Annotated in this window: 25 protein-coding genes; 10 read left to right on the top strand and 15 right to left on the bottom strand. The window is 60.1% G+C overall.

Going from position 1 to position 21563, the window contains the following annotated elements:
- Positions 1-66: 66 nt before the first annotated feature.
- Entirely contained in the window at positions 67-588 is a 522-nt protein-coding gene (locus CEF10_RS16150; protein ID WP_101069208.1) for a tyrosine-type recombinase/integrase, read from the top strand.
- Positions 589-732: 144 nt separating this feature from the next.
- Here the strand turns inward: CEF10_RS16150 and CEF10_RS16145 are convergent, their stop codons facing one another.
- From CEF10_RS16145 to CEF10_RS16100, 11 genes are all read right to left on the bottom strand, one after another.
- On the bottom strand, positions 733-1608 hold the full coding sequence (locus CEF10_RS16145) for a lysophospholipid acyltransferase family protein (protein ID WP_101069203.1): 876 nt from the start codon (positions 1606-1608) through the stop codon (positions 733-735).
- Positions 1609-2477: 869 nt separating this feature from the next.
- A complete protein-coding gene (locus tag CEF10_RS16140) occupies positions 2478-2978 on the bottom strand; it encodes a hypothetical protein (protein ID WP_101069202.1) in 501 nt (166 codons plus the stop codon).
- Between the two features lie 71 nt (positions 2979-3049).
- Positions 3050-3187: a hypothetical protein gene (locus CEF10_RS16965; protein WP_157933059.1), complete on the bottom strand. Its 138-nt coding sequence runs from the start codon at positions 3185-3187 to the stop codon at positions 3050-3052.
- 173 nt (positions 3188-3360) lie between these two features.
- Positions 3361-4440 carry an alanine/ornithine racemase family PLP-dependent enzyme gene (locus tag CEF10_RS16135; RefSeq protein ID WP_101069201.1) on the bottom strand — a complete coding sequence of 360 codons (1080 nt, stop codon included), beginning with the start codon at positions 4438-4440 and terminating at the stop codon, positions 3361-3363.
- Positions 4437-5594, bottom strand: a complete 1158-nt coding sequence (locus CEF10_RS16130) for a DUF1611 domain-containing protein (protein ID WP_101069200.1) — start codon at positions 5592-5594, stop codon at positions 4437-4439. Before CEF10_RS16130 ends, CEF10_RS16135 begins: the two co-directional genes overlap by 4 nt.
- Positions 5595-5683: 89 nt before the next feature.
- Positions 5684-6643: a hypothetical protein gene (locus tag CEF10_RS16125; protein ID WP_232796548.1), complete on the bottom strand. Its 960-nt coding sequence runs from the start codon at positions 6641-6643 to the stop codon at positions 5684-5686.
- Positions 6644-6690: 47 nt separating this feature from the next.
- Positions 6691-7167: a hypothetical protein gene (locus tag CEF10_RS17265; protein WP_101069199.1), complete on the bottom strand. Its 477-nt coding sequence runs from the start codon at positions 7165-7167 to the stop codon at positions 6691-6693.
- Positions 7168-7340: 173 nt separating this feature from the next.
- Positions 7341-8348, bottom strand: a complete 1008-nt coding sequence (gene hflC, locus CEF10_RS16115; RefSeq protein ID WP_101069198.1) for a protease modulator HflC — start codon at positions 8346-8348, stop codon at positions 7341-7343.
- On the bottom strand, positions 8345-9412 hold the full coding sequence (gene hflK / locus CEF10_RS16110; protein WP_101069197.1) for an FtsH protease activity modulator HflK: 1068 nt from the start codon (positions 9410-9412) through the stop codon (positions 8345-8347). The genes hflC and hflK overlap by 4 nt, the downstream gene beginning before the upstream one ends.
- Positions 9413-9519: 107 nt before the next feature.
- A complete protein-coding gene (locus CEF10_RS16105) occupies positions 9520-9864 on the bottom strand; it encodes a hypothetical protein (protein ID WP_101069196.1) in 345 nt (114 codons plus the stop codon).
- Complete coding sequence (locus CEF10_RS16100) at positions 9861-10175, bottom strand: hypothetical protein (RefSeq protein ID WP_198586223.1); 315 nt, start codon at positions 10173-10175, stop codon at positions 9861-9863. Before CEF10_RS16100 ends, CEF10_RS16105 begins: the two co-directional genes overlap by 4 nt.
- Before the next feature lie 517 nt (positions 10176-10692).
- On the opposite strand from CEF10_RS16100, the gene tnpA reads away from it, so the two are divergent.
- The 6 genes from tnpA (at position 10693) to CEF10_RS16070 (ending at position 14244) form a co-directional block, all read left to right on the top strand.
- Positions 10693-11070: an IS66-like element accessory protein TnpA gene (tnpA, locus tag CEF10_RS16095; protein ID WP_232796547.1), complete on the top strand. Its 378-nt coding sequence runs from the start codon at positions 10693-10695 to the stop codon at positions 11068-11070.
- Positions 11067-11414 carry an IS66 family insertion sequence element accessory protein TnpB gene (gene tnpB / locus CEF10_RS16090; protein ID WP_101069195.1) on the top strand — a complete coding sequence of 116 codons (348 nt, stop codon included), beginning with the start codon at positions 11067-11069 and terminating at the stop codon, positions 11412-11414. The genes tnpA and tnpB overlap by 4 nt, the downstream gene beginning before the upstream one ends.
- A 63-nt stretch (positions 11415-11477) precedes the next feature.
- Positions 11478-13118 carry an IS66 family transposase gene (tnpC, locus tag CEF10_RS16085; protein ID WP_198586224.1) on the top strand — a complete coding sequence of 547 codons (1641 nt, stop codon included), beginning with the start codon at positions 11478-11480 and terminating at the stop codon, positions 13116-13118.
- 73 nt (positions 13119-13191) lie between these two features.
- The gene (locus tag CEF10_RS16080; protein WP_157933056.1) at positions 13192-13431 is read left to right on the top strand and encodes a hypothetical protein; all 240 of its coding nucleotides are present in this window, start codon (positions 13192-13194) and stop codon (positions 13429-13431) included.
- Positions 13428-13841 (top strand): hypothetical protein, encoded by a 414-nt coding sequence (locus CEF10_RS16075; protein WP_232796546.1) that lies wholly within the window; start codon positions 13428-13430, stop codon positions 13839-13841. Before CEF10_RS16080 ends, CEF10_RS16075 begins: the two co-directional genes overlap by 4 nt.
- 214 nt (positions 13842-14055) lie before the next feature.
- Positions 14056-14244: a hypothetical protein gene (locus tag CEF10_RS16070; RefSeq protein WP_101069191.1), complete on the top strand. Its 189-nt coding sequence runs from the start codon at positions 14056-14058 to the stop codon at positions 14242-14244.
- 55 nt (positions 14245-14299) lie between these two features.
- On the opposite strand, the gene CEF10_RS16065 is transcribed toward CEF10_RS16070, so the two are convergent.
- On the bottom strand, positions 14300-15034 hold the full coding sequence (locus tag CEF10_RS16065; RefSeq protein ID WP_101069190.1) for a Crp/Fnr family transcriptional regulator: 735 nt from the start codon (positions 15032-15034) through the stop codon (positions 14300-14302).
- Positions 15035-15180: 146 nt separating this feature from the next.
- Between CEF10_RS16065 and CEF10_RS16060 the strand changes: the two genes are divergently transcribed.
- Both CEF10_RS16060 and CEF10_RS17380 read left to right on the top strand, forming a co-directional pair.
- Complete coding sequence (locus CEF10_RS16060; RefSeq protein WP_101069204.1) at positions 15181-15417, top strand: hypothetical protein; 237 nt, start codon at positions 15181-15183, stop codon at positions 15415-15417.
- Between the two features lie 54 nt (positions 15418-15471).
- Entirely contained in the window at positions 15472-15603 is a 132-nt protein-coding gene (locus tag CEF10_RS17380) for a hypothetical protein (RefSeq protein WP_269801332.1), read from the top strand.
- A gap of 34 nt (positions 15604-15637) precedes the next feature.
- Here the strand turns inward: CEF10_RS17380 and CEF10_RS16055 are convergent, their stop codons facing one another.
- The 3 genes from CEF10_RS16055 to CEF10_RS16045 all read right to left on the bottom strand — a co-directional run bounded on the left by CEF10_RS16055 (position 15638) and on the right by CEF10_RS16045 (position 20987).
- Positions 15638-17317, bottom strand: a complete 1680-nt coding sequence (locus CEF10_RS16055; protein WP_101069189.1) for a BCCT family transporter — start codon at positions 17315-17317, stop codon at positions 15638-15640.
- A 431-nt stretch (positions 17318-17748) separates the two neighbouring features.
- Positions 17749-18066: a hypothetical protein gene (locus tag CEF10_RS16050; protein WP_101069188.1), complete on the bottom strand. Its 318-nt coding sequence runs from the start codon at positions 18064-18066 to the stop codon at positions 17749-17751.
- Positions 18067-18383: 317 nt separating this feature from the next.
- Positions 18384-20987, bottom strand: coding sequence for a DEAD/DEAH box helicase (locus tag CEF10_RS16045; RefSeq protein ID WP_101069187.1), 2604 nt, complete (start codon positions 20985-20987; stop codon positions 18384-18386).
- On the opposite strand from CEF10_RS16045, the gene CEF10_RS16950 reads away from it, so the two are divergent.
- Positions 20986-21504, top strand: a complete 519-nt coding sequence (locus CEF10_RS16950) for a hypothetical protein (RefSeq protein WP_157933055.1) — start codon at positions 20986-20988, stop codon at positions 21502-21504. The two genes, CEF10_RS16045 and CEF10_RS16950, sit on opposite strands and share 2 nt — an antisense overlap.
- The last annotated feature ends 59 nt before the right edge of the window (positions 21505-21563 follow it).

The following is a 21563-nucleotide window of genomic DNA, read 5'->3' as shown; positions in this document are numbered from 1 at the left end:
GCGCTCGCGGAACTCGGCCGTGTATGTCGGGGTGTGCTTCTTCTTCGATTCCATAACGGTCATCCTCTGAGAGTTTTACCCTCTCGGAAACCCGGGGCGGTTCACCTCTTCAATCTTGCCATCGACAGCAAGCTGCGCGGCTGCGATCTGGTGAAGATGAAGGTGGTCGATGTTATGGCGTCAGGCCGAATCAAAGAACGCGCGTCGGTTCTGCAGAGCAAGACGCAGAAACCCGTCCGCTTCGAAATCTCAGAAGGCACGCGGGCATCGCTCGCAAGGTGGATGCGGGAGCCGCTCATGGTCGGATCCGAATACCTCTGGCCTGGTCGTTTTCACGAACGGCTTCACATCTCGACCCGCCAGTACGCGCGTATTGTCCGTGAGTGGGTGACATCCATTGGTCTGGAGGCCAGCGCCTATGGCACGCACTCGATGAGGCGAACGAAGGTGACCCAAATCTACAAGAAAACGGGCAACCTTCGGGCAGTCCAGCTGTTGTTGGGCCATACCAAGATGGACAGCACTGTCAGATACCTTGGCGTTGAGCTTGAAGATGCGCTGGCTATCGCCGAAGCTATCGAAATCTAAAGGCATGGGCCGTCCTCACGGACGGCCCGGAGCGGACTTTGGCCGTTCCGCATCACGCTGCAATGCAGCTTTCGCATTGCGGCCATTCGTGCATCTTGCAGCATTTTTTCGGTTAAAACGTCGGTCCGCGCACTACGGTGATCCTTAGAGACCGTCCCAACGTCTCAACATCCAGTACCACTGCTCTGGATCGGTCATGATCCGCGCAGATAGACTGTCATTAAATGCACGTGTCATGGTGATGGCGTCAGTGTGTGGGATTGGGGCTTCGAATTCCACACGATATGCGTTCCCATCTTCGGTGCGAATACCATACGCGGCTATCATGGGAAGATCGTACTTGAGTGCAAGCTGGGCCGCCGAGAGAGACGTTAGAGCGTCATGTCCAAGAAACGGTATCCGTACACCTTCAGAATATTTTTCGTCTAGCAAGATAGAAATAATGCCTCCACCCCGTAGGTGACGTACGAGGGCTTTGGTTCCTACGCGGCCGGTTGCCAAAATCGGCTTGCCCCCAGCCTCAATGCCAGCAAGCAAGCGGCGTTCGTAATGGCGGTTCTTTTGAGGTCGATACACAGCTCCGCTTTCAAGCCCGTGCATTTTGATCACAGCACGAACAGCTTCCCACTGTCCGAAATGGCCGGAAACGATAATTGCGCCCTTGCCGGCCGCCTGAGCTTCTTTCAGGGCGACAAGGCCAGGGCCAGAGGCGCTAAATTTATGGTGTTGGGTTTGAAATTCAGCATCGTGATAAATTTCAAAAAGGGTTCGCCCCATATGCCGACCCATATCTTGGCCAAGCTTAGCGCGCGCCCTGCGCTTCATGTTGGGAAAAACGCGTTTGGCTTCGCGGTTAAATCGGATCCGTGCAGGCGGGAACCAACGCATGACCGTTCCAAATGTTTTCCCCAACCCACGAGAGCGCAAGTCAAAAGTACGCCATCGAACAGCAGTCAACGCGGACCACAAAGGGAAGTATCTGGCGTGATGTAGAACTGATTTCAGAGATATGGAAAGCATGGCTCTGTATGACTGGATTCAGCGGCAATACCAATCGAAACCGCAAGGGCACCTTACTCCAGGTCATATCCATGACAGTTTGTGTCAATGGGCTGGGATCGGGCTTGCAGAACTGCAGCGTTCCCCATCTTTCGCTGTGGTAATCTGCAGCCTCCGGCCCACAGCGGGCATCCAATAGCGTGTCACCATGTTGCCGTGCGGCCCGTAATTGCGAACTTTCGCCGAATGTGCATAACTGCCGGGCTGACGAGCCCACCTTTGCGGACTTCCGCCGCCGGTTACCATATAACGCGAGCTGAAATCCGTTATCTTTGGCGGCGCAGTCAGGCGCCTTGAGGACGCTGATGGAGCGGGATTTGATGCAAAAGCATGTCCAACCTACCAGCAAAGAGGGCGATGGAGTTTCTGGCGATGTCGTGGGGCCTGTCGATGCGGACAATCGGATCGATTTCAAGTTTGAATGTTGTCAAAGTGAGGTTTCGCGGTTCTCGGGGACGTAGGACAGCATGTGCGACCCAAGACCCACGGCAGAGCGATAGCGGTAGGTGCTCGTTTATACGATTGCAATCTATGACATGGGACAGGCTTAAGACGACCGACCGCCGGACCGACGCCGACCTTGACCCACTGCCTCCGGCATCGCCGTGCGCCAGGCTGCACTGCTTTTGCAGCGGGCACAGATACGCTGGCCGAATCCTTCGCTCCAGAAAGAAGCTCTACAGCGCAGGCAGGCCCGCTCCTGCGGGGCATCACCAAGCGCGCGCTTGGGTTGTTCGATGACGATGTAGTCTTCCTTCATTTGCATCCTGTTCTCGCTTTCCACTGCCTCATTGAAACACTCACCTCAAAAGATCCGGATGGGAAGACGTTCACCGTTGGCATGGCATCCCTTCATTTTCAGCACTTTGAATATCAGTGGTGTCACGCGACAACGCTTGCGGTTCATAGTCGGCAATCATCGAATCAAAATGATCGATTCCGGACGGCGTCTTGCACGATTCCGAGTAGAGATGGCGTAATTGCGCCTCGGACACGCCGTCGGCCTGCATGACAAGCTGCACCATCGGATCGGCCAGCATGTCTTCGAGAAAGACCTGTGACAGGTCCTGTCCGGTCAGTTTGTCTTTTGCGCGGGCATGGTCGAGATCGACCAGCGACACAGACAGGCTCCGTGTCAATCCCGGGTGGGATTCGCGTGGATGCAATTGAACCACGACCGAAGCCTTCCAAGCTTCCGGGTCCTTGTGATCAGGCGGTGAGGCGAGTTCTGTCTCGACATCATACTCACCTGCCGGAAGCGTTTCATCGAAGCCGGGAAGCTTGAAAGGCCGGTCAAAAATCGCAACGGTCTTGGCTGTCTGGTTTTCCATATTGGGCGCTCCATTGAATTAGGGGGCTGTTTCGCGCGGGGCTGCCACGCAAGTCTGTCTCAGCGCAGGTTTCAGGGTTTCATCGCCTCTGGATTGCCCGACTTGGAACCGGCATCAGGCGTTTTGATTTGCGGTTCTTTTTTCGAAGGTGCCGCAGGTTTGGTTTTCAACAGGGCAGCAGCCTTGGTCGTCAGGTCTTTGAAAGACATGATCGTCATCCTTTTTTGGGTTTTCCACTGGAATTGCCGTGGCTCGGCAGGCTCGAGTTATCGAATGAGGCTTATATTTATATGGGCATTGAACGGCCAGATTACTATGGTCCGGCGTCGGGCAAGCCGGCGCAACGTGACGATCATAGGCCGCCGGGTTGATCGTTCTCTTATCAGACCACTGTCAAAAACGGTGTGGCTGCTCGGTCGCTGATCACCCTGTCAACGGATTGCTTGCCGACAACAGCTTTTGCGACGTCAGGAGCGCTCATCGCCCGCATGAGCGCGCTGTAACTCAGGCCTATCCGCATCTCGGACCCGACTGGTGCGGTGAAGCCGCTTGTGTCAATCACGGTGTGATCACTCGTGGCACCAATAAACCGGACCCCGTGGGAAAACCTAAGACCGTTTGCGTCCGTGTCCTGCCACCCGACGGCGAGGATCGAACGAGGTCTCTGACCATCCTTCGCAACCATTGCGCCTGGTTTGAGGCGTGTCTCGATCACCTCGGCAAAAAGGGCGAAGGCGTCCGTATGAAGCCCATCTATGGCCCGTCCTGTCGCCGGATCAATCCCGAGCAGGATCGCCTCGCCAAGGCGCAGGTTGTTGACCCGCCCGATTGCGCCTTCGTCAAGCGCCCACGCCAAATTGGCCGATCCACCGCCTGAAACCACAGCAACAAACGGGCCGCAGGCGCCTTCCACTTGATCGGCCAATCGCGAGAGCGTCGCCATGTCGCCGGCTGTCGGCGCCAGGTTGCCCAAGCAGCCAAAATTCGCAGCAATACCTTTGAGGGTCACGCCCGGTGTTTCGACGACCCGGGCGGCAAAGTCATCAAGGTCTTGGGGCATGACACCTTCGCGCCTGTCGCCCATTTCGACCATCAGGATGACATCCTGCGTTGCGCCCTGTTTCCGTGCGGTTGCGCCGAGCTTTCGGATCGTTTCCATCTCGGAGTTATAGCTTGCGTCGCAGGAGCGAATGACGTCTTCCATCTCGTCAATCATCGGGGCGCGGATCATCGAAATCGGGCATAAAAGCCCGGCCATCCGCATCCGAACAATGTTCCTGATGCGCGCGTCAGCCAGACCGACAACACCGCCGTCGAGCATGGCCCGTGCAACATCAGGATGACCACACACGGCCTTGGTCACCCCGGTGACGGTGATTCCACGGACGCCGAGACGACGGACGAGCGCGCGCGCGTTTGCCCGTATCTTGCCAAGATCAATCTCGACACGCGGCGCGGTCATTCGGCGACCGCGCGAGTGGCCGGTCTGAGTTGTGGGAACGCGGCCAAAACCATGTCGGTCAGATATGCCACCGGTCGGGTCAACGCGTCCGTCACCAGCATACCTGTGTCGCGCGAGAGGCGTTTTATTTCAGGATCAAGGTCGGTGTCCGCCATCCCCTCGTGATTGATCGTGATGCCGATGACCCGCGTGGCGGCAAAGGCTTCGATGAGCGTGATTTCGTCTTCGGGCGCGGGCATTGGCATGTCTGGAAAGTCGCAGCGGTGGACCCGCTTTGGCGCGTGCTGAAGAATGACGGCGTGTGGCTGGCTTCCGCGCAGGATGAAGGCCGATGTGCAAAAGGCCGGATGACTGAGCGCGCCTTGCCCTTCGATCACGATGACATCTGGCTCTTCCCCTTGCCACGCCGCGACGATCATGCGTTCGAGTTCGCCACAGCAGAATTGCGGAGGAACGGCATCCATCGCAATACCGTATTTCGCGCCCTGCATCACGCCGGTCTGGCCGGTGCCGACAAGCACCGTCCTGATGCCGATTGCGTTCAACGCTTTGGTCAAGACGGTCGCCGTCGTGCGCTTGCCAATGGCGCAATCTGTTCCCATGACGGCGATGCGGATTGCCTTGACCTTGGACACGCTTCCGTCAAACAACCGCATGTCTTTGGCTCGTCGCGGTCTGCGGATATCGCGGATCGTTACCTTGGCCGCTTCTGCCGCCGCCGAGATTTCTGGGTCGTCGCCAAGGTATTCGTGCAGACCGCTGACGATGTTCATGCCGTAGGCGATTGCATCCAGCACGATCTCACGATCCGCGGACGACAGCTTGCCGGCCGAGGGGGCAACACCGTAAATGAACGTGTCGGGGATAAAGGCTTCACGCACAACCGCAGCCTCGAGGTCTTCAACGACGGGAATGCCATTGCGCGCATTGTCCAAGACCTGCCCACTGTCGCACCCTTCAAGTTTGCCGTCTATGACCGATACAATACGGTACGCCCGTGAGTGACGGACAAGCCCATTTGCGGTCTTGCCGTCTATCTGTCCGAAGTTGCCCTCACAGTAGACAACCGCTGTGGGTGCGGCCACGTCGGGCGGGGCTTGGGGCCCCATGGTTGATAACCGTGTCTTGAGTATTTCTTCATTGATAGGGTCCATGATATGTCCTTTTCCAAGATGGCTTCGTGTCGGGCGATCGCGTGACGCATTTGCTCCGAAAAGCCCTGTTTCAACCCAGATCGCCTGCGTTATTCGTTCAAGACGCACCGTCCCTGCGATCGCTGAAAATTATCGTGGCATTCCCACCGGGTCCCCGACCTGTCGAGATGCGCATTGTCGGGAAGATCAATCACCGTGCACCCATCACCGAAGGCGGCAAAGCCCCGTTCACACGTCCACCCTGGCCCATAGCTTGCGTCGTCAAGGAAGGCGTTTTCGGGAACGGCAATGGTTTCGCACCGGGCCTTGCTTTCGAAGTATCCCCGTGCGCAGGTCCATGGCTGTCCATGCTTCTTGTCATTCAGGAAGGCGTTTTGCGGAACCGCGATAGCGGCGCACGTATCGCCCTTGACCTCGTAACCCCGTTCACACAACCAGTCAGAACCATAGACCTCGTCCGACAGATATGCGTTTGACGGCAATACGACCTGCGCGCAGAGACCTTCTATCTCCGTGTATCCGCGAAGGCAGCTCCAGCTCTTGCCTGATGGATCAAGATATCCACCATCGGGAACGACGACCTTGATACAGACCGCATCTTCGACCTCCTGAAACCCACGCAGGCATTCCCAGCCTGCGCCATAGGTTCGGTTTGTCGCAAAGGCGTTTTCAGGAACGATGACTGCAAGGCACTTGTCAGTCTCGCGCCGATACCCACGATCACATTCCCATCCCTCACCATAGCTTTTGGGTTGCGCATGTGCAGGCATCGGGGCCCTGACATCCTGCGCAAACGCGGGAAAAGCCAAAGATGCGATCAGACCGGCCAAAACCGCCAGCCTTGAGAATGCGCGCGCCAGCGGATGTCGCTTTGGTTTCCCAAGGGGTTGTATCGACCTTTCCTTTCCCGAGCAGAAATCATTAGCCGCAGAATGCGTCTTAGGCGGTCCCAGCTTGCGCGTTCCGGTCAGCCGTCGGGCGCGTGCGATCGATTGCAGGGAGGCGTTGCTGGGTTTAGGCCTCGGCGGCATGCCTTCGTTCTCGGCCACCTGGATCGCAAAGTCCTGCGGGATTGCCGGGTGGGTGCTACAGGTCATCATGTTGACAACCTGACCAAGGCCGCAGCCGCAAGGGCATGTTCTTTTTGGTGGTAGTCACCGTGAAACTTGCCATCGACCCTCACCTCCCAGATGCCATTTCTTTCGCGCACCTGAACACCACTTCGCTGCGCTGGCCGCCCCATGTAAGTCCCCTGTTCGCCGCTAATATCCTGCAGCACGGGTTGCTTGTCGGTCATGTCTGGCTCCTTTGCCTGGCGTGCGCGCACGTCTCCAAGGAGCATCACGGCGCGGATGAATTCTTCGGCGTAGTCGTCGGTTTCGCGGTGGTCGTGTTCATGCTGGACTATGCGCATCGGTTCTACAAACCGCTCTCGAAGGTGGTCGATGAACCGCGGCTCCGTGCGGGCCATGTAGGCGATCAGGGCCTGCAGGATTCGTTCATGAGCCAGCACCCGCCGCTCGAGATCGGTCGTCTCAGCTTTTGTCTTCTGATCATCTCTGACTGACGGCATGGCTTATACCCTTTCACACTTTGGCGCTTCGGCTTTGGACGTCTTGTTTTTCGGCGTTTCCGTGATTCATGGTCGCACCCCAAGACCATGCTCCTATTGTGCTGCGCCTATTTTGGTCCGCTTCGCGATTGGTGCCGCGACCTCTGATTGGTTTGGGTCAACATGCGTTGACGCTACCCGCCATCGTCCGCGCCCGAGGCTGGTTCACGGACGGATAGTGCCTCGGTCTGCAGTCCGCGAAAAAACCTGAACAGGTCACTGTTCGTCGTCAGGACAAGCGTCGTGTCGTCGGAAATCATGTCGCCGTAGGCCTGCATGGTTCGGGTGAACTCGAAGAATTCCACGGATGCGGCATCGACATTGTAAGCGCCCGCATAGATGTCCGCCGCAGCTGCGTCAGCGGCGCCGCGGATTTCCTCGACGGCGCGATAGGCTTCGGACTGGATCTTGTTGAGATCCCGCACCCTGTTGCCTTGAATACGGGCCGCTTCGCCGTTACCTTCGGACAGGAAGCGTTCGGCGATCTGTCGCCGCTCCGAGATCATGCGGTCATAAATCTTGGGCCGCACGCTTTCATTGTAGTTTATGCGCTTGAAACGGATGTCGAGCAGTTCGATCCCGAAGACCCGCACCTTCTCGGCCGCCGCCTCGAAGATCTGCTGCTCGACCAGCGCCCGCCCCTTGGTGATGGGAACGAGCGCGCCGATATCCTGCGCAAGCTCCTGATCCGTCAGAAGATTGTCGCGCAGTGGCGTCCGCCCCTTGGTCGTTCGGATAATCTCGATCAGTTCATGCTTGGCAACCGCATTGCGCGTCTCGCTGCCCAAGATATCGTCGAGGCGTGACTGGGCGCTGCGTTCGTCGCGCAGGCGCAGAAAGTACTGCAGAGGATCGATGATCTGCCAGCGCGCGAAAAGATCGACAGAGATATAGAGCTTGTCCTTGGTCGGCATATCCGAGGGTGAGCCATCCCACTCCAGAACTCTGCGGTCGATCCGGTTGACCGCCTGAATGAAGGGCAGCTTCACCTTGAGGCCCGCCTCGATGATCGGTGTGCCCACCGGCTTACCGAACTGGGTGATGATGGCCTGCTCGACCTCGCCGACCGTGTAGACTGCGGATGAAGCGGCGATCGCCGCCGCGACCGAGACCCCGGCGACAATGCTCGACATGATCTTCATGGGGTCTCTCCTGTTTGTCGATCAAGGTTCAACAGCGGCAGGATGCTTGCCGTGGACCCGTCGACGATGATCTTGGAGCCAATCGCCGGCAGAACATCCTGCAGGGTTTCAATGTAGATCCGGCGCCGCGTCACCTCGGGAGCCTGACGATATTCCGTCAGAAGCGCCGTGAAACGGGCAGCGTCGCCCTCAGCCTCGTTGATCCGCCGCAGGCGATAGCCATCGGCTTCGCGGATACGTTGGTCTTTTTCGCCCTCGGCCAGAGGTATGACGCGATTATATTCTCGCCGGGCCTCGTTGATGATCCGCTCCTTCTCTTGTTGTGCCTGGTTGACCTCGTTGAACGAGGCCTGAACGGGCTGGGGCGGATTGATATTCTTCAACTGCACCTGGTCGATGCTGATGCCCATGGCGTATTTGGTCGCCAGAGCCTGCATCTTCAAAAGCGCCTCGCTTTCGATCTCCTGGCGTCCGACGGTGATCACCTCGTCGACAGTGCGGTCCCCCACGACCTCGCGCATGACGGATTCCGACACGTAGCGCAGGGTCGCGCTCGGCTCGCGCACTTGGAAAAGGAATTTCTGCGGTTCGGAAATCCGGTACTGAACCACCCATTCCACAAGCGCGGCGTTGAGGTCACCCGTCACCATCTCCGTTTCCCGGCGACCGTCGGTCGGGCTCTGATAGGGGTCCGTAGCGCCCGGCGTTGTAAAGCCGAACTCCTGTTTCAGCTGCCGCTTGACCGGGACCAGCGTGGTCACGTCGATCCCGAAGGGGATCTTGAAGTGCAGCCCCGGGGGAACCTCGGCCGCGTATTTCCCGAACCGTTGAACAATTGCAACGGAGTCGCTGGGCACCGTGTAATAGGACGACCAAGCCCCAAACGCCGCAAGCGCAATGGCGGCGCCGATTGCAATACGCTTCACCGGTGGCAGACCGTCCGGCAGAAGGCCGTGCAGCTGATCCCGGCCCCGCCTGAGAATTGCATCAACCTCAGGGGGCGCGCGGGTTTGCCTGTTTTTCCAGGGTCCACGGTCTTCAGATCCAGTCTCATCGGACGGCATTGAGAGTTCCTCTTTCGATTCAAGCGTATGTGGGTCGTGTGGCGCGCATGCTTGACCGCGGGACGCGTTTCACACCATCATCCGTGTCGGCGCTGATCAGCAGGCCCTCAGAGGTCCAGTTCCTTCAGGCAGGCTTGCGCGATATCCCTGTTTGGCGCATCGGTTCCGGGGACTGTCGCCCAGCCGGCTCTCATGAGAGCGTCGCGCCGCTGATAGATCGCGGCGGCCCGGATCATTTCCAGCTTGTCCGCCCGCGCCGGATCGGACCGCGCAATGTCGAGGCAGACCGGGACCATGGACGCCACGACATCGTTGCGGGACATCGTCATCGCCCGGTCATTCGCGGTGCCGCCGGTCACCCAGCCACCCCACGAAAATCCGACGACGCCGACGAAGACAGCGCCGATCACGGCACCATAGATACCGGGTTTGATCCATTCGGGAGTATTCATGGTTTATCCTCCTGCGGGGAAAGCGCCCCGTCGCTGTGAGAATTCGTTTCGTTGGCGGCCTGATCCCGGCGCAACGCCTTTTTCAGGTCGCTCTCGGTTGTCAGCCGGAGTTCGGTTCGTCCCGCATGAGCGCCGTTGCCATGCACTTTCAGGTACGTCGCCGTTCGTCGGTAGGTCTCGAAGGTCAGCCCCTGAAGGCGCTCCTCTTCGACAACAATTTCATAGTCGCCCGCAGGCAATTCGCCGGGGTATCCCGACAAGGTGAACGGCTTCGAAAACGTTGCCGCCGATCTTGTCGAACGCATGTTCATCTCTGGTCTCCAGGGTGTTGGCAAATCTGTCGCTAACCACTGTTGACGTCCCTTCAGATTCCCGGACAGACCAGTAGAGCGCTTTCTCTTCTTGTAACCAAGGCGCATTCAACCCGCGCTGATACATGTTAGTCTTAAGATACACTTCGGCTGAAAATAGCCGGGGCCAGTCGTCAGCACTGACCTGTGTAAGGGCACGGGGACGGACACACGCGTAACCTTGGGAAAACAGGGACGATCCGCGTTCCTGTAACCAAGGAAAGGATTGGCTATGGCCGACCCCAATGTTCTCAACCCGCACCCACCCGAATTCGAACGTTTCCTCTATGCGTGTGTCGGCGAAGACCGGAACGGATCCGTCGTGACGGTCCTTTCCACGCTTGCACGTCTCGGTTTTGATCCTTGGCAAGAGGCCGCTGAACTGTAAGCGCCCGGTTCCGACCGCCTGCCAGTGATCGGTCCGATTGGTTAAGCGACGTCGTTATTGACGTCGTTAACGACGTCGTCTGCGGCGGAGGTGCTGGTGCGGGACGGTGTGGTGCTTGGAGTGGAGCGGCGTCGGCGGTGGCCGGACGCGCTCAAGCTGGAGATCCTCGGGGAAGTCGGGGTGAACGGCTGGACGGTTTCCGACGTCGCGCGGCGGCACGACATTACGCGGCAGCATCTCTATGAATGGCGGCGGGCGCTGAAGCGGAAGGGCCTCTGGCCGGCCAAAGCGCCGGCGAGGTTCGTCGAGGTGCCGACCACCGAGGCGCTGCCTGCGACCACTGCGCCGCCCGAGGCGGTCATCTCCGAGGTAAGGATCGTCCTGCGCTCGGGCCGCGAGCTTCATTGCAGCGCCGATCTTGACGACGCTTCGCTGCGCCGGTTGCTGCACGTCCTGGAGACGGCATGATCGGGCCGGGCACGGGGGTACGGGTCTACCTGGCCTGTGGGGTCACCGACATGCGCAAAGGCATCGCGGGGCTCTCGGCGCTGGCGCAGGACCAGCTGCGGCAGAAGCCTGCGGGCGGTGCCGTCTTCGTATTCCGCGGCCGGCGTGGCGACCGGATCAAGGTGCTCTACTGGGACGGCCAGGGGTTCTGCCTCTACTACAAGGTCCTCGAACGGGGGCGCTTTCCTTGGCCCTCGGCTGGGGACGGCGCCGCGCGGCTGACCTCGGCGCAGCTGGCGATGCTCTGGGAAGGGATCGACTGGCGCCGGCCGGATTGGGGCGCTCCACCGGCGCGCGTGGGGTGAGATTATCGCGCTGAAATTCCTTGTTTTTATGGTCCTCGGAGGCGTCCTGTGGTATGAATGGGTATGTCGCAAACGCCCGTGGATATGCCCGATGACCCCGCCGCTCTGAAGGCGATGATCGCTGTCCTGCAGGCGGAAAACGCGAAGATGTCGGCGACGCTCCGCGCCCATGACCTGCTTGTTCAGTCCTTGCGCACACGAATCGCGAAGCTCCAGAAGCAGACCTTCGGCGCCAGCTCGGAAAAGATCGAACGCGAGATCGAGCAGCTCGAACTGGCGCTCGAGGATCTGAGGGTGGCCACGGCCGAGGCCGACGACACGCCGCCCGAAGAGGACGAAGCCCTGGATGAGGGGCCGGTGCCCGCCGAGGAGGCCGAGGCCTCGCCCGAGAAGACCCGACGCCGCCGTCCCCGCGTCTCCGGGGATACGCCGCGCGAGCGGCGCGAACTGGACCCGGGCGACGCTTGCCCCGACTGCGGCGGTGACCTGCGCGTGGTCGGCGAGGACGTCAGCGAGCTGCTGGACATGATCGCGGCGCAGATCAAGGTCATCGAGATCGCCCGGGTGAAGAAGTCCTGCCGCCGTTGCGAGCGCATGGTGCAGGAGCCCGCCCCCAGCCGGCCGATCCCGCGCAGCATGGCGGGCCCCAGCCTGCTCGCCTTCATCCTCGTCTCCAAGTTCGACGACCACGTCCCGCTCTATCGCCTGAGCGAGATCTTCGCCCGCATGGGGGCCGACATCCCGGATACCACGATGGTCGACTGGTGCGGCGGCGCGATGAAGACGCTGACGCCGCTGATCGAGAGGATCGAGACCGACGTCATGGCCAGCGACCTTCTTCACGCCGACGACACCCCCATCCGCGTGCTCGACCGGTCGCGAAAGGACAAAGGCCTCGGAAAGGGCGTCAAACAGGGGCGTATCTGGGCCTATGTCCGCGATCAGCGACCCTGGTCTGGCACCGCGCCGCCCGGTGTCGTCTACTGCTTCTCTCCGGATCGAAAGGGCGAGCATCCACGCGGCCATCTCGCGGACTCGGCGGGCATCCTGCAGGCTGACGCCTATGCCGGCTTCAAGGACCTCTATGAAAAGCGTGCGGACGGCACGCAGCAGTTCCGCGAGGCAGCCTGCTGGGCCCATCTGCGGCGCGACTTCCATGACGTTTGGGCGGCCAACAAATCCGAAATCGCCCGCGAGGCCCTCGACAGGATCGGCAAGCTCTACGACATCGAGCGCGAGATCGCCGGACAACCCGCGGAAACGCGGCTCGCCGCCCGCAAGAAACACAGCGCCGACAAGGTCGCTGCCTTCAAGGCCTGGGCCGAGCAGCAGCTGACCCACATCCCCGGCAAGAGCGATCTCGCCAAGGCCTTCCGCTATGCCCTGAACCGGTGGACGTCCTTCACGCTCTACCTCACGGACGGCCGCATCGCCATCGACAACAACCCCGCCGAGCGTGCCATGCGCCCGATCGGCGTCGGGCGGAAAAACTGGCTCTTCGCTGGATCCGACACCGGCGGCGAAACCCTGGCCCGCGCCATGACGCTCATCGAGACGGCCAAGATGAACGACCTCGACCCGCAAGCCTACCTGGCCGATGTCCTTGACCGCATCCACGATCACAAGATCAACCGCCTCGACGAGCTCCTGCCGTGGAACTGGACGCCGACCACGGAGGCCACCCGCGAAAACGCCGCCGCCTGAGGCTGCAAGGCGGTTCAAACCGAGCGGTTACGCTGAACTGGTCACGCTGGGGCGCGACGCCGCCCGCGCGCGGTTGGAAACACTGCTTGCCCAATCTCGAGATGTGCCCACACTCAGAAGTGATCACGAGAGGGTTGCACGAGACCTGAGCCAGCTGCTTCCCGAAAGCCAGACGTCAGGTAGCCTGAAGCGAGCGGCGGCGGGGGCCTCCGACGGCCGTTCGCCTAAAAGCGGCGGGATCTGGAACGTGCTCGTGATCATCTTTTTGCTGGTGCAAATGTTCATGTTTGGCGGATCGGGGGCGGGCGAATGACTGTTTCAACACAGACCGCCCGGACACCGGGCCATGCGGCCCACAAGTCCGGTACGCTATCACCACGCGAGCGGGAAATTCTCTGGGAGATGGAGGATCATTTCTGGACCAGTGGCGCCGATACTGCACGGGCGACCACAGCGACCAACGCAGTCATGGTCTTTCCTTACCCGCCCGGCATCCTACAGGGCGACCAGATCTGGACCTATCTTCGCGAGCGAACCGGTTGGCGGTCTGTCGTCATGGCGGAACGCAGAGTGATGCGGAGCGGTGAGATCGCCATTCTAACCTACCGGGTCTCGGCCGAGAAAGCAGACGTGCCGATCTACAAGGCACTCTGTGCCTCGACGTACATCAAAGATGGCGACGAATGGCTAAGGATTTCCCATCAGCAAACCATGGTGATCTGAAAGCAGCGGCGTCAGGCGACCTGTCATGGGGAGCGGGGCTTACCTGCGTCAGTGCAGCGGGCGGCTGCTATCGCTTAGATGAGGTGTGCCCACCGAATGTTTGGTGGCACGGTTTCCCGAGTACCCGAGAAGCGTGCGGGCGTGCCAATCCCTAAAAGACCGGCATGTCGGCATGCTTCTTATTTCTCGGAACGTCCAGGAAAGGATAAATCCAATGATACCCGAACAGAACAAAACCGACGAAAAGATGACCTCCGTCAAAGCCGCTTGGAACAAGGCGCCTGCCGGCCCCAAGAAAGACGCGGCGCTTAAGCACTACAAGGCTGCCGAGACCGCGCACACAGCCAAGGACGACGCCTTGACCAACAAGGAACTCGATGCGGCAACGGCGAAGCTTTCGTAACACTCGAACTTGACAAGATTTTTAACCGCCCCTCGCTTTTCGGAGGGCGGCCATCTCATTTAAGAAGCGGCCCGCTCTGATCCAGATATGCGGGATCGAATTCGGCAAGCCCCACCAGCCGCCCATAGTCGTCGAACGTAACACGACCGTCGCGGAAGGTTACCAACCCCGCTTCGCGAAGCTGTCTCAACACGCGATTCACATGAATAGCACTCAGCCCAAGCGCATCCGCCAGATGATACTGCGTCAGTGGGCAGTCGAACCCATCCTTTCTGCCCAGTCCCACCAGCGCAAGCCTCGATCCCAGCTCCAGCAGGTAATGTGCCATGCGGGCGAGGGCATCACGTCGGCCGATCCCGACGAGGTGCTCGACCACCATTGCCTCGTCCCTTGACGCCGCCCAAAGAATTGCTGTCGCGAGGCGGGGCATCTGCGCGAACGCCTCAAGAAGGTCACTCGTCAGAACTTCGGCCGCCTCGATGTCCACAATCGGCTCGAAGCTGTGGTCCGAGGTGCGCAAGAGAACGCTGCGCAATCCCAGAAAATCCCCAGGTATTTGAAAATCCACGATCTGCCGCGTCCCGTCAGCTTGTATCTTGTAGGAAGAGACCCAGCCCGCTGACAGAATATACGCGGCCTGAGCGGACTGCCCCTGATGCACCATATCGCGCCCCGCGACGAAGGATCGGCGACGCTGGTGCAGCCGTTCAAGCACAGCCAGCTCAGCCTCCGTCAGGGCGACAAAGGCCGCAAGCTTGCGGGTTAGAGGGCTCTGCTCGGCGGATGTCATTGGGGCTCCAGACGTTTTTAAATCCAAAAGCGGAAACCGGCCCCGATACTGCTCTTTATCAGTCCATCATAGCACATTTTCTGACAGAAGTAATGATCGTTCTGGACCTCACCAGGCTGGTTCATGATGCAAGGAAGGAAACTCCGGTGTCCAAGACATGCGAACCAGCAGGCCAGGCGGCCCTGTCCATCTGCGAGGCACTCCTGCTTGCAATGAATGATCGCGGCCTTCTTTCCGAGAGCGAAATTCTTGGCGTTCTGCGCGACGCTGCGGCGACCCATGAGAATGCCGCCGTAGGCGCAGGCGAACCGGGAAAGCATCAGGCCGTGGCGGATTTGATCAATGGCATCATCGCCGGTGGGAACTCGGTTCGAAGACCTTAAAAATTGAAGGTAGCAAGCCCAGACCGCAACCCACGGAAATTTGGAGGCAAACAGATGTCCAGACATGAAAAAAGACACGGCAACCGCGAAGCGAAAAAACCGAAGAAGCCCAAGAAAAAGGCTGTGGCAACAGCAGATTTCCGCAAGGACAAAGCACCGGTCAATATAGGGAAAAACAGCAAGTAACCATTGCAAGAAAAAGGCGCGGTGATGGTTGCGCTCATGGATTGGCGCTGCCGCCCCGTTCATCAGGGGCGTCGTCGGCCTGCCCATTTTCGGGGACGGTTGGATGAACTTCGGCCTCGGCTTTCTCGGCCTTCTCGCGTTCGGATTCCCGCAGCAGCAGGCGTTCGATCCGCAGCTCGAGAAGTCGCGTTTTTTCATCGCGGGCCGTGATCTCCTGCGACAGGTCGCGGTAAAGCGAGACCGCGAGCAGGATCATCAGAAGCATGAACGGGAAGGCCGCGATGATCGAAACGGTCCGCAGGCTCTGCAGACCGCCGGCCAGTAGCAGCACCACAACCAAAATCATCTGCAAGGAGCCCCAAAGCACCCGCACCGCGCGTGTCGGGTTAAGCACGCCCTTCGAGGTGAACATGCCAAGCACGAAAGTGGCCGAGTCGGCCGAGGTCACAAGGAACATGCCGACAAGCGCGATCGATGCGACGGTCAGCAACGAACTGCCAGGCAATTGATCGAGCAGGGCGTAGAGCCCGGCAGGAACCTCCGCCGCAACGGCGTCGGCGATACCGGCGTTCTCGAAGATCTCGAACTGGATGGCCGCCCCGCCGAATGTTGAAAACCACAGCATGCTCAGGACCACCGGAACGATCATCACGCCCAGGACAAATTCGCGGATGGTGCGCCCGCGAGAAATCCGGGCGATGAAACTCCCGACAAACGGCGCCCAGCTCAGCCCCCAAGCCCAGTAGAACATGGTCCATTGCTCAACCCACGCGCCATTTGAATAGGGCGAGGTGACAAGGCTCATCTGGATCACGTTGCCCAGGTATTCGCCCAGGGTTTGGGTAAAGACCCCGAAGATAAAGGATGTCGGCCCAAAGAGCAGTACCGCGCCAAGAAGCGCCGCCGCGAGCATCATATTGGCATTGCTGAGTAGCCGTACGCCACGGTCCAAAGGGGTCATCGCCGAGAGCGTGAAGAGAGTGCCAATAACGGCGAGGATCACCAGTTGCGCCGGAAAGCCGTAGGGGATGCCGGTCAGCTGTGAGACACCGCTGTTGATCTGCAATGCACCAAGCCCCAGCGTCGTGGCCACGCCGAAGACCGTCGAGACGACCGTCAGCACGTCAATCGCCTTGCCCCAGCCGCCATCCACGCGAGTTCCCAAGAGCGGGCGGAAGGTTTCGCTTATCAAGCCATGGCTTTCGTGGCGAAACCGGACATAGGCAAGGGCGAGCCCCACCAGCGCAAAAGTCGCCCACTGGTGCAGTCCCCAGTGGAAGAAGGCATAGAGCATGCCGGTCTGTGCCGCCTCGGCCGTGCGCGGCAGCCCGGTGCCGAGCGGAGGGGCGTTGAAGTGCATCATCGGCTCGGCCACGCCCCAAAAGACGAGGCCAACGCCCATACCGCCCGAAAAGATCATCGCAAGCCAGCTTTGAAATGAGAACTCAGGCCGCTCGTCCGGGGCCCCCAATCTTATGGTGCCGATCCGCGACAGGCCAAGGAACAGCACGAAAAAGACAAATCCTGTCATGACCAAGAGGTACATCCAGCCAACGTTCACCGCTGTCGCATGCAGCACGGCCCTCGCCACCCGCTCAACCGCCGCGGGCGCGATCGCCGCCGCCAGTACGAAAATCGCGACGATCACAACCGACACGCGAAAAACGGTGCCGACATCACCAAGTATCGTCGTCGAACTGACAGGGCGGCCCATCCGTTTCTCCTTTTCTAAAGCGCGATGCGCTTGGCGAGAATCTGCAGCCCAGATTTTTCGCGAAACGCTTTGATTGACACCCTAACCGGCGTACCGAAGTCAGTCGAACTCCCAAGAGATAAGCAAGCCATCGCCCCATCATCACCGGGCGCGTGAGGTGCGGCGCGATATGGTCATTTGGCGGAATTGAAGCGATTTTTATCAGGAACGCTCTCGCTCAGCCATGATGATCAAGCACGCCGCTAACACGTGGGGTGAACGTTCGGCAAATTGGCAGAGTGACCCTATTTGACATGGCCGGGAGAGTTAGGGCGGTTGAGGAAACGGTTTCAAGATCGCTTCGACCGGTGGAGCGTGATCCGCCCGGCCGGGCAAACTGCATTGCTCATTTCCAGGCGGCCTTGAACACGTAGGGCCGGGTTTTGCGCGGTTCAGCGACGCTTGTCGAGCTTGCCGAACTCGTTGTCCAGCAGCGCGCGCAGTCTCTTTGACGCCCCACGCAACGCCGCTTCGACGTCATTGTCGCTATGGGTTACGGTCTGCGGCTGCATTCCTTCGGGGCGCGCCTCGATAGTGCATTGAATATCATCCGCCCCACCCTTGGCCCCATTCACATCGACCAGATGCACCTCAATACGAGACAGGCGATCAGTGAGATGACCCAAAGCACTGGCGGCGACGGATTCAGCTATTTGCGCCAGACGCTCATCACCCTGAATATTGCTGTCGGTGTTGAGCTGGAATTGCACGTCAGATCTCCTCTTTGTACAGTCCGATGATATGCGGTTGAGGGGCCTTTTACAAGATTATGATAGCCAATCCAGCCCAATACCAAGCAGAGCACACTTCGCGCTTGGACTTGCAACGGTCATGTGACGGCGCAGAGCAAACCTGACTTTCTGCCACCTGAATGTCTGCTCCCACCAAAACCGAATGAATGCACCGCACCTGCAGGGAAGGTCCGCAACCCGCCCCGAGTGCCGAAGGCCGCACTCGTGATCCTCTGACCGCGGTCTCAGAATACCCGCCCCTTACCTCAAGCTTACGCACCGATGATTACCTCGTATCAGCCGCGGCAGACTAACTCATGCAGTTTTGTCGGAACGTCTTCCATCAGGATCAAGCTGCATTCGACGATTTCCCCGGTACTTTCAAGGCACAACTCTCCCGCTGATGTCGCGTCTTCCCAACGGAACTCTTCGGTCAGAAACATCAGTAGAGCGCGCTTGTAATCGGTGTCCGGGTTTTGAAGGTGATCGCCTTTGGTTTCGAGGGCGACAAGGCGGTTTCCCGTTTCTCCCTGCGCTGCAAAAATGAAGTCAGGATAGATCCGACCGCGCTTCCAGCCTTGAATCCCGTATCCTTTGGCTGCCGTTGCGACATTTCGATGCCACCAGTTGATGGCCTCATATCCGTCAAGCATCACGGCAACGCCACGTTCTTCGCGGTTCAATTCACCCGCCGGGAAAGGGTGAAACAGGCTGCGAGAGACCAGATCACCATTCTCATCCATCAAGGGCGGGCTGTCCGGCGGCAAACCCGTTTCCATCCGCTGCGGCATACGCCAGTTTCGACCATCGAGCCGGAGCCGAAAACGGATCCGGCCATCGCGGACATCCTGACGAAAGAGTGTCTCCGCCTGCGCGTTTCGCACAGCTTCGAGATCGCGACGCAGCTCCTCGATGATCGTGCTGGAGGCTTGTCCGAGACGCCGCGATGACAGTCCCCGCGCCTCGAGGCCGGAAACGGTTGCGGAAACGATATCGCGCAGGATGAACGGGTTCGGGACCAAGTCGAGAAGGGCCCGGACAGCATAGACCGGGTCGAAAACAAGGGCCTCATGCCCAGGCTCGCCGATTGCGGCCTCGTCAAAGCCATCCCCGTCCGCGCTCAGGCTCAGGCGTCGCATTTGTCCGCTTTTCGCGGAACCTGCCTCGGGGATCCGCCTGATGACTTCGCACGGGTCGAAGCCGGACCAGTCGATGCGGGACAATAGATCGGTCTCGTAGTCGAGCGGGCGCACCTCCTCATCATCGCACCAGAAGACCTCGGGCAGGAAAATCTCGGTTTTCTCGAACTCCGGACGACGCTTGATCACCCGGGTGCCACCTCCTGCGTCACCGGTGCCAGAATCTCCGGACACGTTCAGGACAAGGTCCGACAACCCGTCCCCCTCGAGGCCGTTCCGGATCGCCTCGACGACGTGTCCGGTGGCGGCATGATGCGTGACCACGTAACACTCATCCAACAACGCGACCTCGGTCTTGAGCGCATGCGGCTGCCGCAGAATGCGCCCGACCAGCTGCGTCATCGCGGACAGGTTGCGCGAGGCCGCAAGCGAGCACAGCACGTATGCGAAGGGACAGTCCCATCCTTCTTGCAACGCGGATTTCGTGATGATGACCCGGACCTCATTTCGCTCCGACATAAGTTCGAGGTTTTCTGGCTGTCGCAGGTCATTCTGTTCCGCCGTCTTCACGGCAATCTGTGCCTCGGTATACCCGACCGACAGCAACCAGTCCCGGACATCCTCGGCATGGACCAGCCCGGCCTCACGCTGTTCTTTGCCGGTACGCTCCACCTGAACCAGCATGATGGGCCGTATATACCTGTTTGTATCCGCGCGGAACGTATCGGCCGCAGCGGTGACCTCGTCCAACCGGCCTTTCGCGGCGGACAGGGTTGCGCGCCAGTCGGTGCCCTGGCGTGCATCGAGGTTGAGGGGCATCTTGATCATCCCCTCATCGTGAATCTCGCGGCCGGTGATCTCGACCAGAACATTGGGGTCGCGCGCCGGCCGTGGGTTGGCACCCTGTCGGGCGCCGATCCGCTTGGGCGTCGCGGTCAACTCAATGACGAAGAGCGGGTTGAAACCATAGAGCGTCTCGAAGGCCAGGTCGGAGGTCGCCTTCTGGCCTTCGCCCATGACCACGATGGGCTGGATCAGGCGCAGGGCGTTGCCCAGCGAGTCCTTCACCATCGGGTAGAGGTCGTCGTAAGCGTCGAGGTTCGGGACGCGCCTGATCTGCTCGGCGTGGGCGCTCTGGTCGCCCTCCGGCGGGAAAAAGCCGTGGACGTCGCCACGGTCGCGGAACATTCGCAGCGTGGCCTTGTCCTGCCGGTTCGAGCTTTGCAGCATCAGGACCATCACGCAGAGGTGGCTTTCAACGTCCCGCGCGTGCAGCCGGTCGGACTTTTCCATGATCCTGACCCGACCCGCCGCGGCGCGATCCAGCGTCTGCCTGTACGGGTGGCGACGGTCCTTCAGGTGTTTCAGGGTCTGGCTGTAGATCGCCTCGTTCGGGACGATCCACAGGACGAACCCGGTGGTCACACCCAGGTAGCGGAACATGACCCGCGAGACGCCATTCGCGGCCAGGAACGTCTTGCCACCGCCGGTGGGAACCTTGAGCGTGATGTTCGGCACGGGACGGCCGACCCCGTCACGGCGCGGGGAAAAAGGAACATCCTTCCAGGCAGCGGGCAGTCTGCCGCCATCCTTGAGGGCGTCCCACGTTGTCGCGGTGAAATCGGGCGGTTCAAGACCCAAACGGGGGTTCTTCGCGGCAACGTCTGCAATCTCGTCCGCCCGGTCCCGTTCGGACTTAAGCGTATCGAGATAGTGGTTGAGCGTGTCCAGAACCCGGACCTGATAGTCGAGCGTGCGCATGTCAGCCCCCTTCGAGCCCGTAGAGCGCGAAGGGCAGCGGGGCGAACTCCACGTTCAGATCGCGCTCGTCGAGCATCTTCTGGGCGACGTGCCGCGCCGGCGCGAAGACAAGGTGGCGGGTCTCCGGGTCCGTCTCGTGGATCTCTCGGGCGCGGGACAGTGTCAGTGCCGCTTCGGGAGAGCGAAGCCAGTCCCGGTCGGGCTGATAGAGCAGCCAGACATGCCGCTCGGCCCCCTTGCCCAGATAGCCTGCATCGGCATTCGACGCGGCCGGGTCGAACGGCTTCAGGGTGGCGGCATGGAACAGGACGGCGCCGAGAGCCTCCCATTCCGGCAGGGCCTCCCCCGTGAGGATCTTGTCCAGCTCGATCGGTGGTCCGAGGGTGCAGTAAGTGAAGGTACCGCCGAGACCCTCTGCACGCTCCTCGACGCGTTTTTCGCCCGTGACCCCGCATTATTCACCGCGCGCCCCCTCGCGGCGCCGAGACGGGTTACGCAGGCGGCATCGAAGGTGTGAGCGGGTAGCGAAGACTGCACGGTTGTGGTCTCTGCAGCCCAAGGTTGTCTGATAATGGG

This window comes from Roseovarius salinarum (assembly GCF_002834145.1).
Classification (GTDB): domain Bacteria; phylum Pseudomonadota; class Alphaproteobacteria; order Rhodobacterales; family Rhodobacteraceae; genus Roseovarius; species Roseovarius salinarum.
The sequence above is the reverse complement of the archived record's forward strand: the minus strand, read 5'-3'. Positions and strand labels throughout refer to the sequence as shown.

Bases quoted from the DNA above. Each gene is read 5' to 3' on its own strand.
- tnpB (WP_101069195.1), top strand. From the start codon at position 11,067: ATGATCGGGCCGGGCACGGGGGTACGGGTCTACCTGGCCTGTGGGGTC.
- CEF10_RS16045 (WP_101069187.1), bottom strand. From the start codon at position 20,987: ATGCGCACGCTCGACTATCAGGTCCGGGTTCTGGACACGCTCAACCAC.
- hflC (WP_101069198.1), bottom strand. From the start codon at position 8,348: ATGAAGATCATGTCGAGCATTGTCGCCGGGGTCTCGGTCGCGGCGGCG.
- CEF10_RS16055 (WP_101069189.1), bottom strand. From the start codon at position 17,317: ATGGGCCGCCCTGTCAGTTCGACGACGATACTTGGTGATGTCGGCACC.
- hflK (WP_101069197.1), bottom strand. From the start codon at position 9,412: ATGCCGTCCGATGAGACTGGATCTGAAGACCGTGGACCCTGGAAAAAC.
- CEF10_RS16130 (WP_101069200.1), bottom strand. From the start codon at position 5,594: ATGGACCCTATCAATGAAGAAATACTCAAGACACGGTTATCAACCATG.
- CEF10_RS16075 (WP_232796546.1), top strand. From the start codon at position 13,428: ATGACTGTTTCAACACAGACCGCCCGGACACCGGGCCATGCGGCCCAC.
- CEF10_RS16100 (WP_198586223.1), bottom strand. From the start codon at position 10,175: ATGAACATGCGTTCGACAAGATCGGCGGCAACGTTTTCGAAGCCGTTC.
- CEF10_RS16950 (WP_157933055.1), top strand. From the start codon at position 20,986: ATGTCAGCCCCCTTCGAGCCCGTAGAGCGCGAAGGGCAGCGGGGCGAA.
- CEF10_RS16105 (WP_101069196.1), bottom strand. From the start codon at position 9,864: ATGAATACTCCCGAATGGATCAAACCCGGTATCTATGGTGCCGTGATC.
- CEF10_RS16965 (WP_157933059.1), bottom strand. From the start codon at position 3,187: ATGTCTTTCAAAGACCTGACGACCAAGGCTGCTGCCCTGTTGAAAACC.
- CEF10_RS16135 (WP_101069201.1), bottom strand. From the start codon at position 4,440: ATGACCGCGCCGCGTGTCGAGATTGATCTTGGCAAGATACGGGCAAAC.
- CEF10_RS17265 (WP_101069199.1), bottom strand. From the start codon at position 7,167: ATGCCGTCAGTCAGAGATGATCAGAAGACAAAAGCTGAGACGACCGAT.
- CEF10_RS16070 (WP_101069191.1), top strand. From the start codon at position 14,056: ATGATACCCGAACAGAACAAAACCGACGAAAAGATGACCTCCGTCAAA.
- CEF10_RS16145 (WP_101069203.1), bottom strand. From the start codon at position 1,608: ATGCTTTCCATATCTCTGAAATCAGTTCTACATCACGCCAGATACTTC.
- tnpC (WP_198586224.1), top strand. From the start codon at position 11,478: ATGTCGCAAACGCCCGTGGATATGCCCGATGACCCCGCCGCTCTGAAG.
- CEF10_RS16140 (WP_101069202.1), bottom strand. From the start codon at position 2,978: ATGGAAAACCAGACAGCCAAGACCGTTGCGATTTTTGACCGGCCTTTC.
- CEF10_RS17380 (WP_269801332.1), top strand. From the start codon at position 15,472: ATGTCCAGACATGAAAAAAGACACGGCAACCGCGAAGCGAAAAAACCG.
- CEF10_RS16065 (WP_101069190.1), bottom strand. From the start codon at position 15,034: ATGACATCCGCCGAGCAGAGCCCTCTAACCCGCAAGCTTGCGGCCTTT.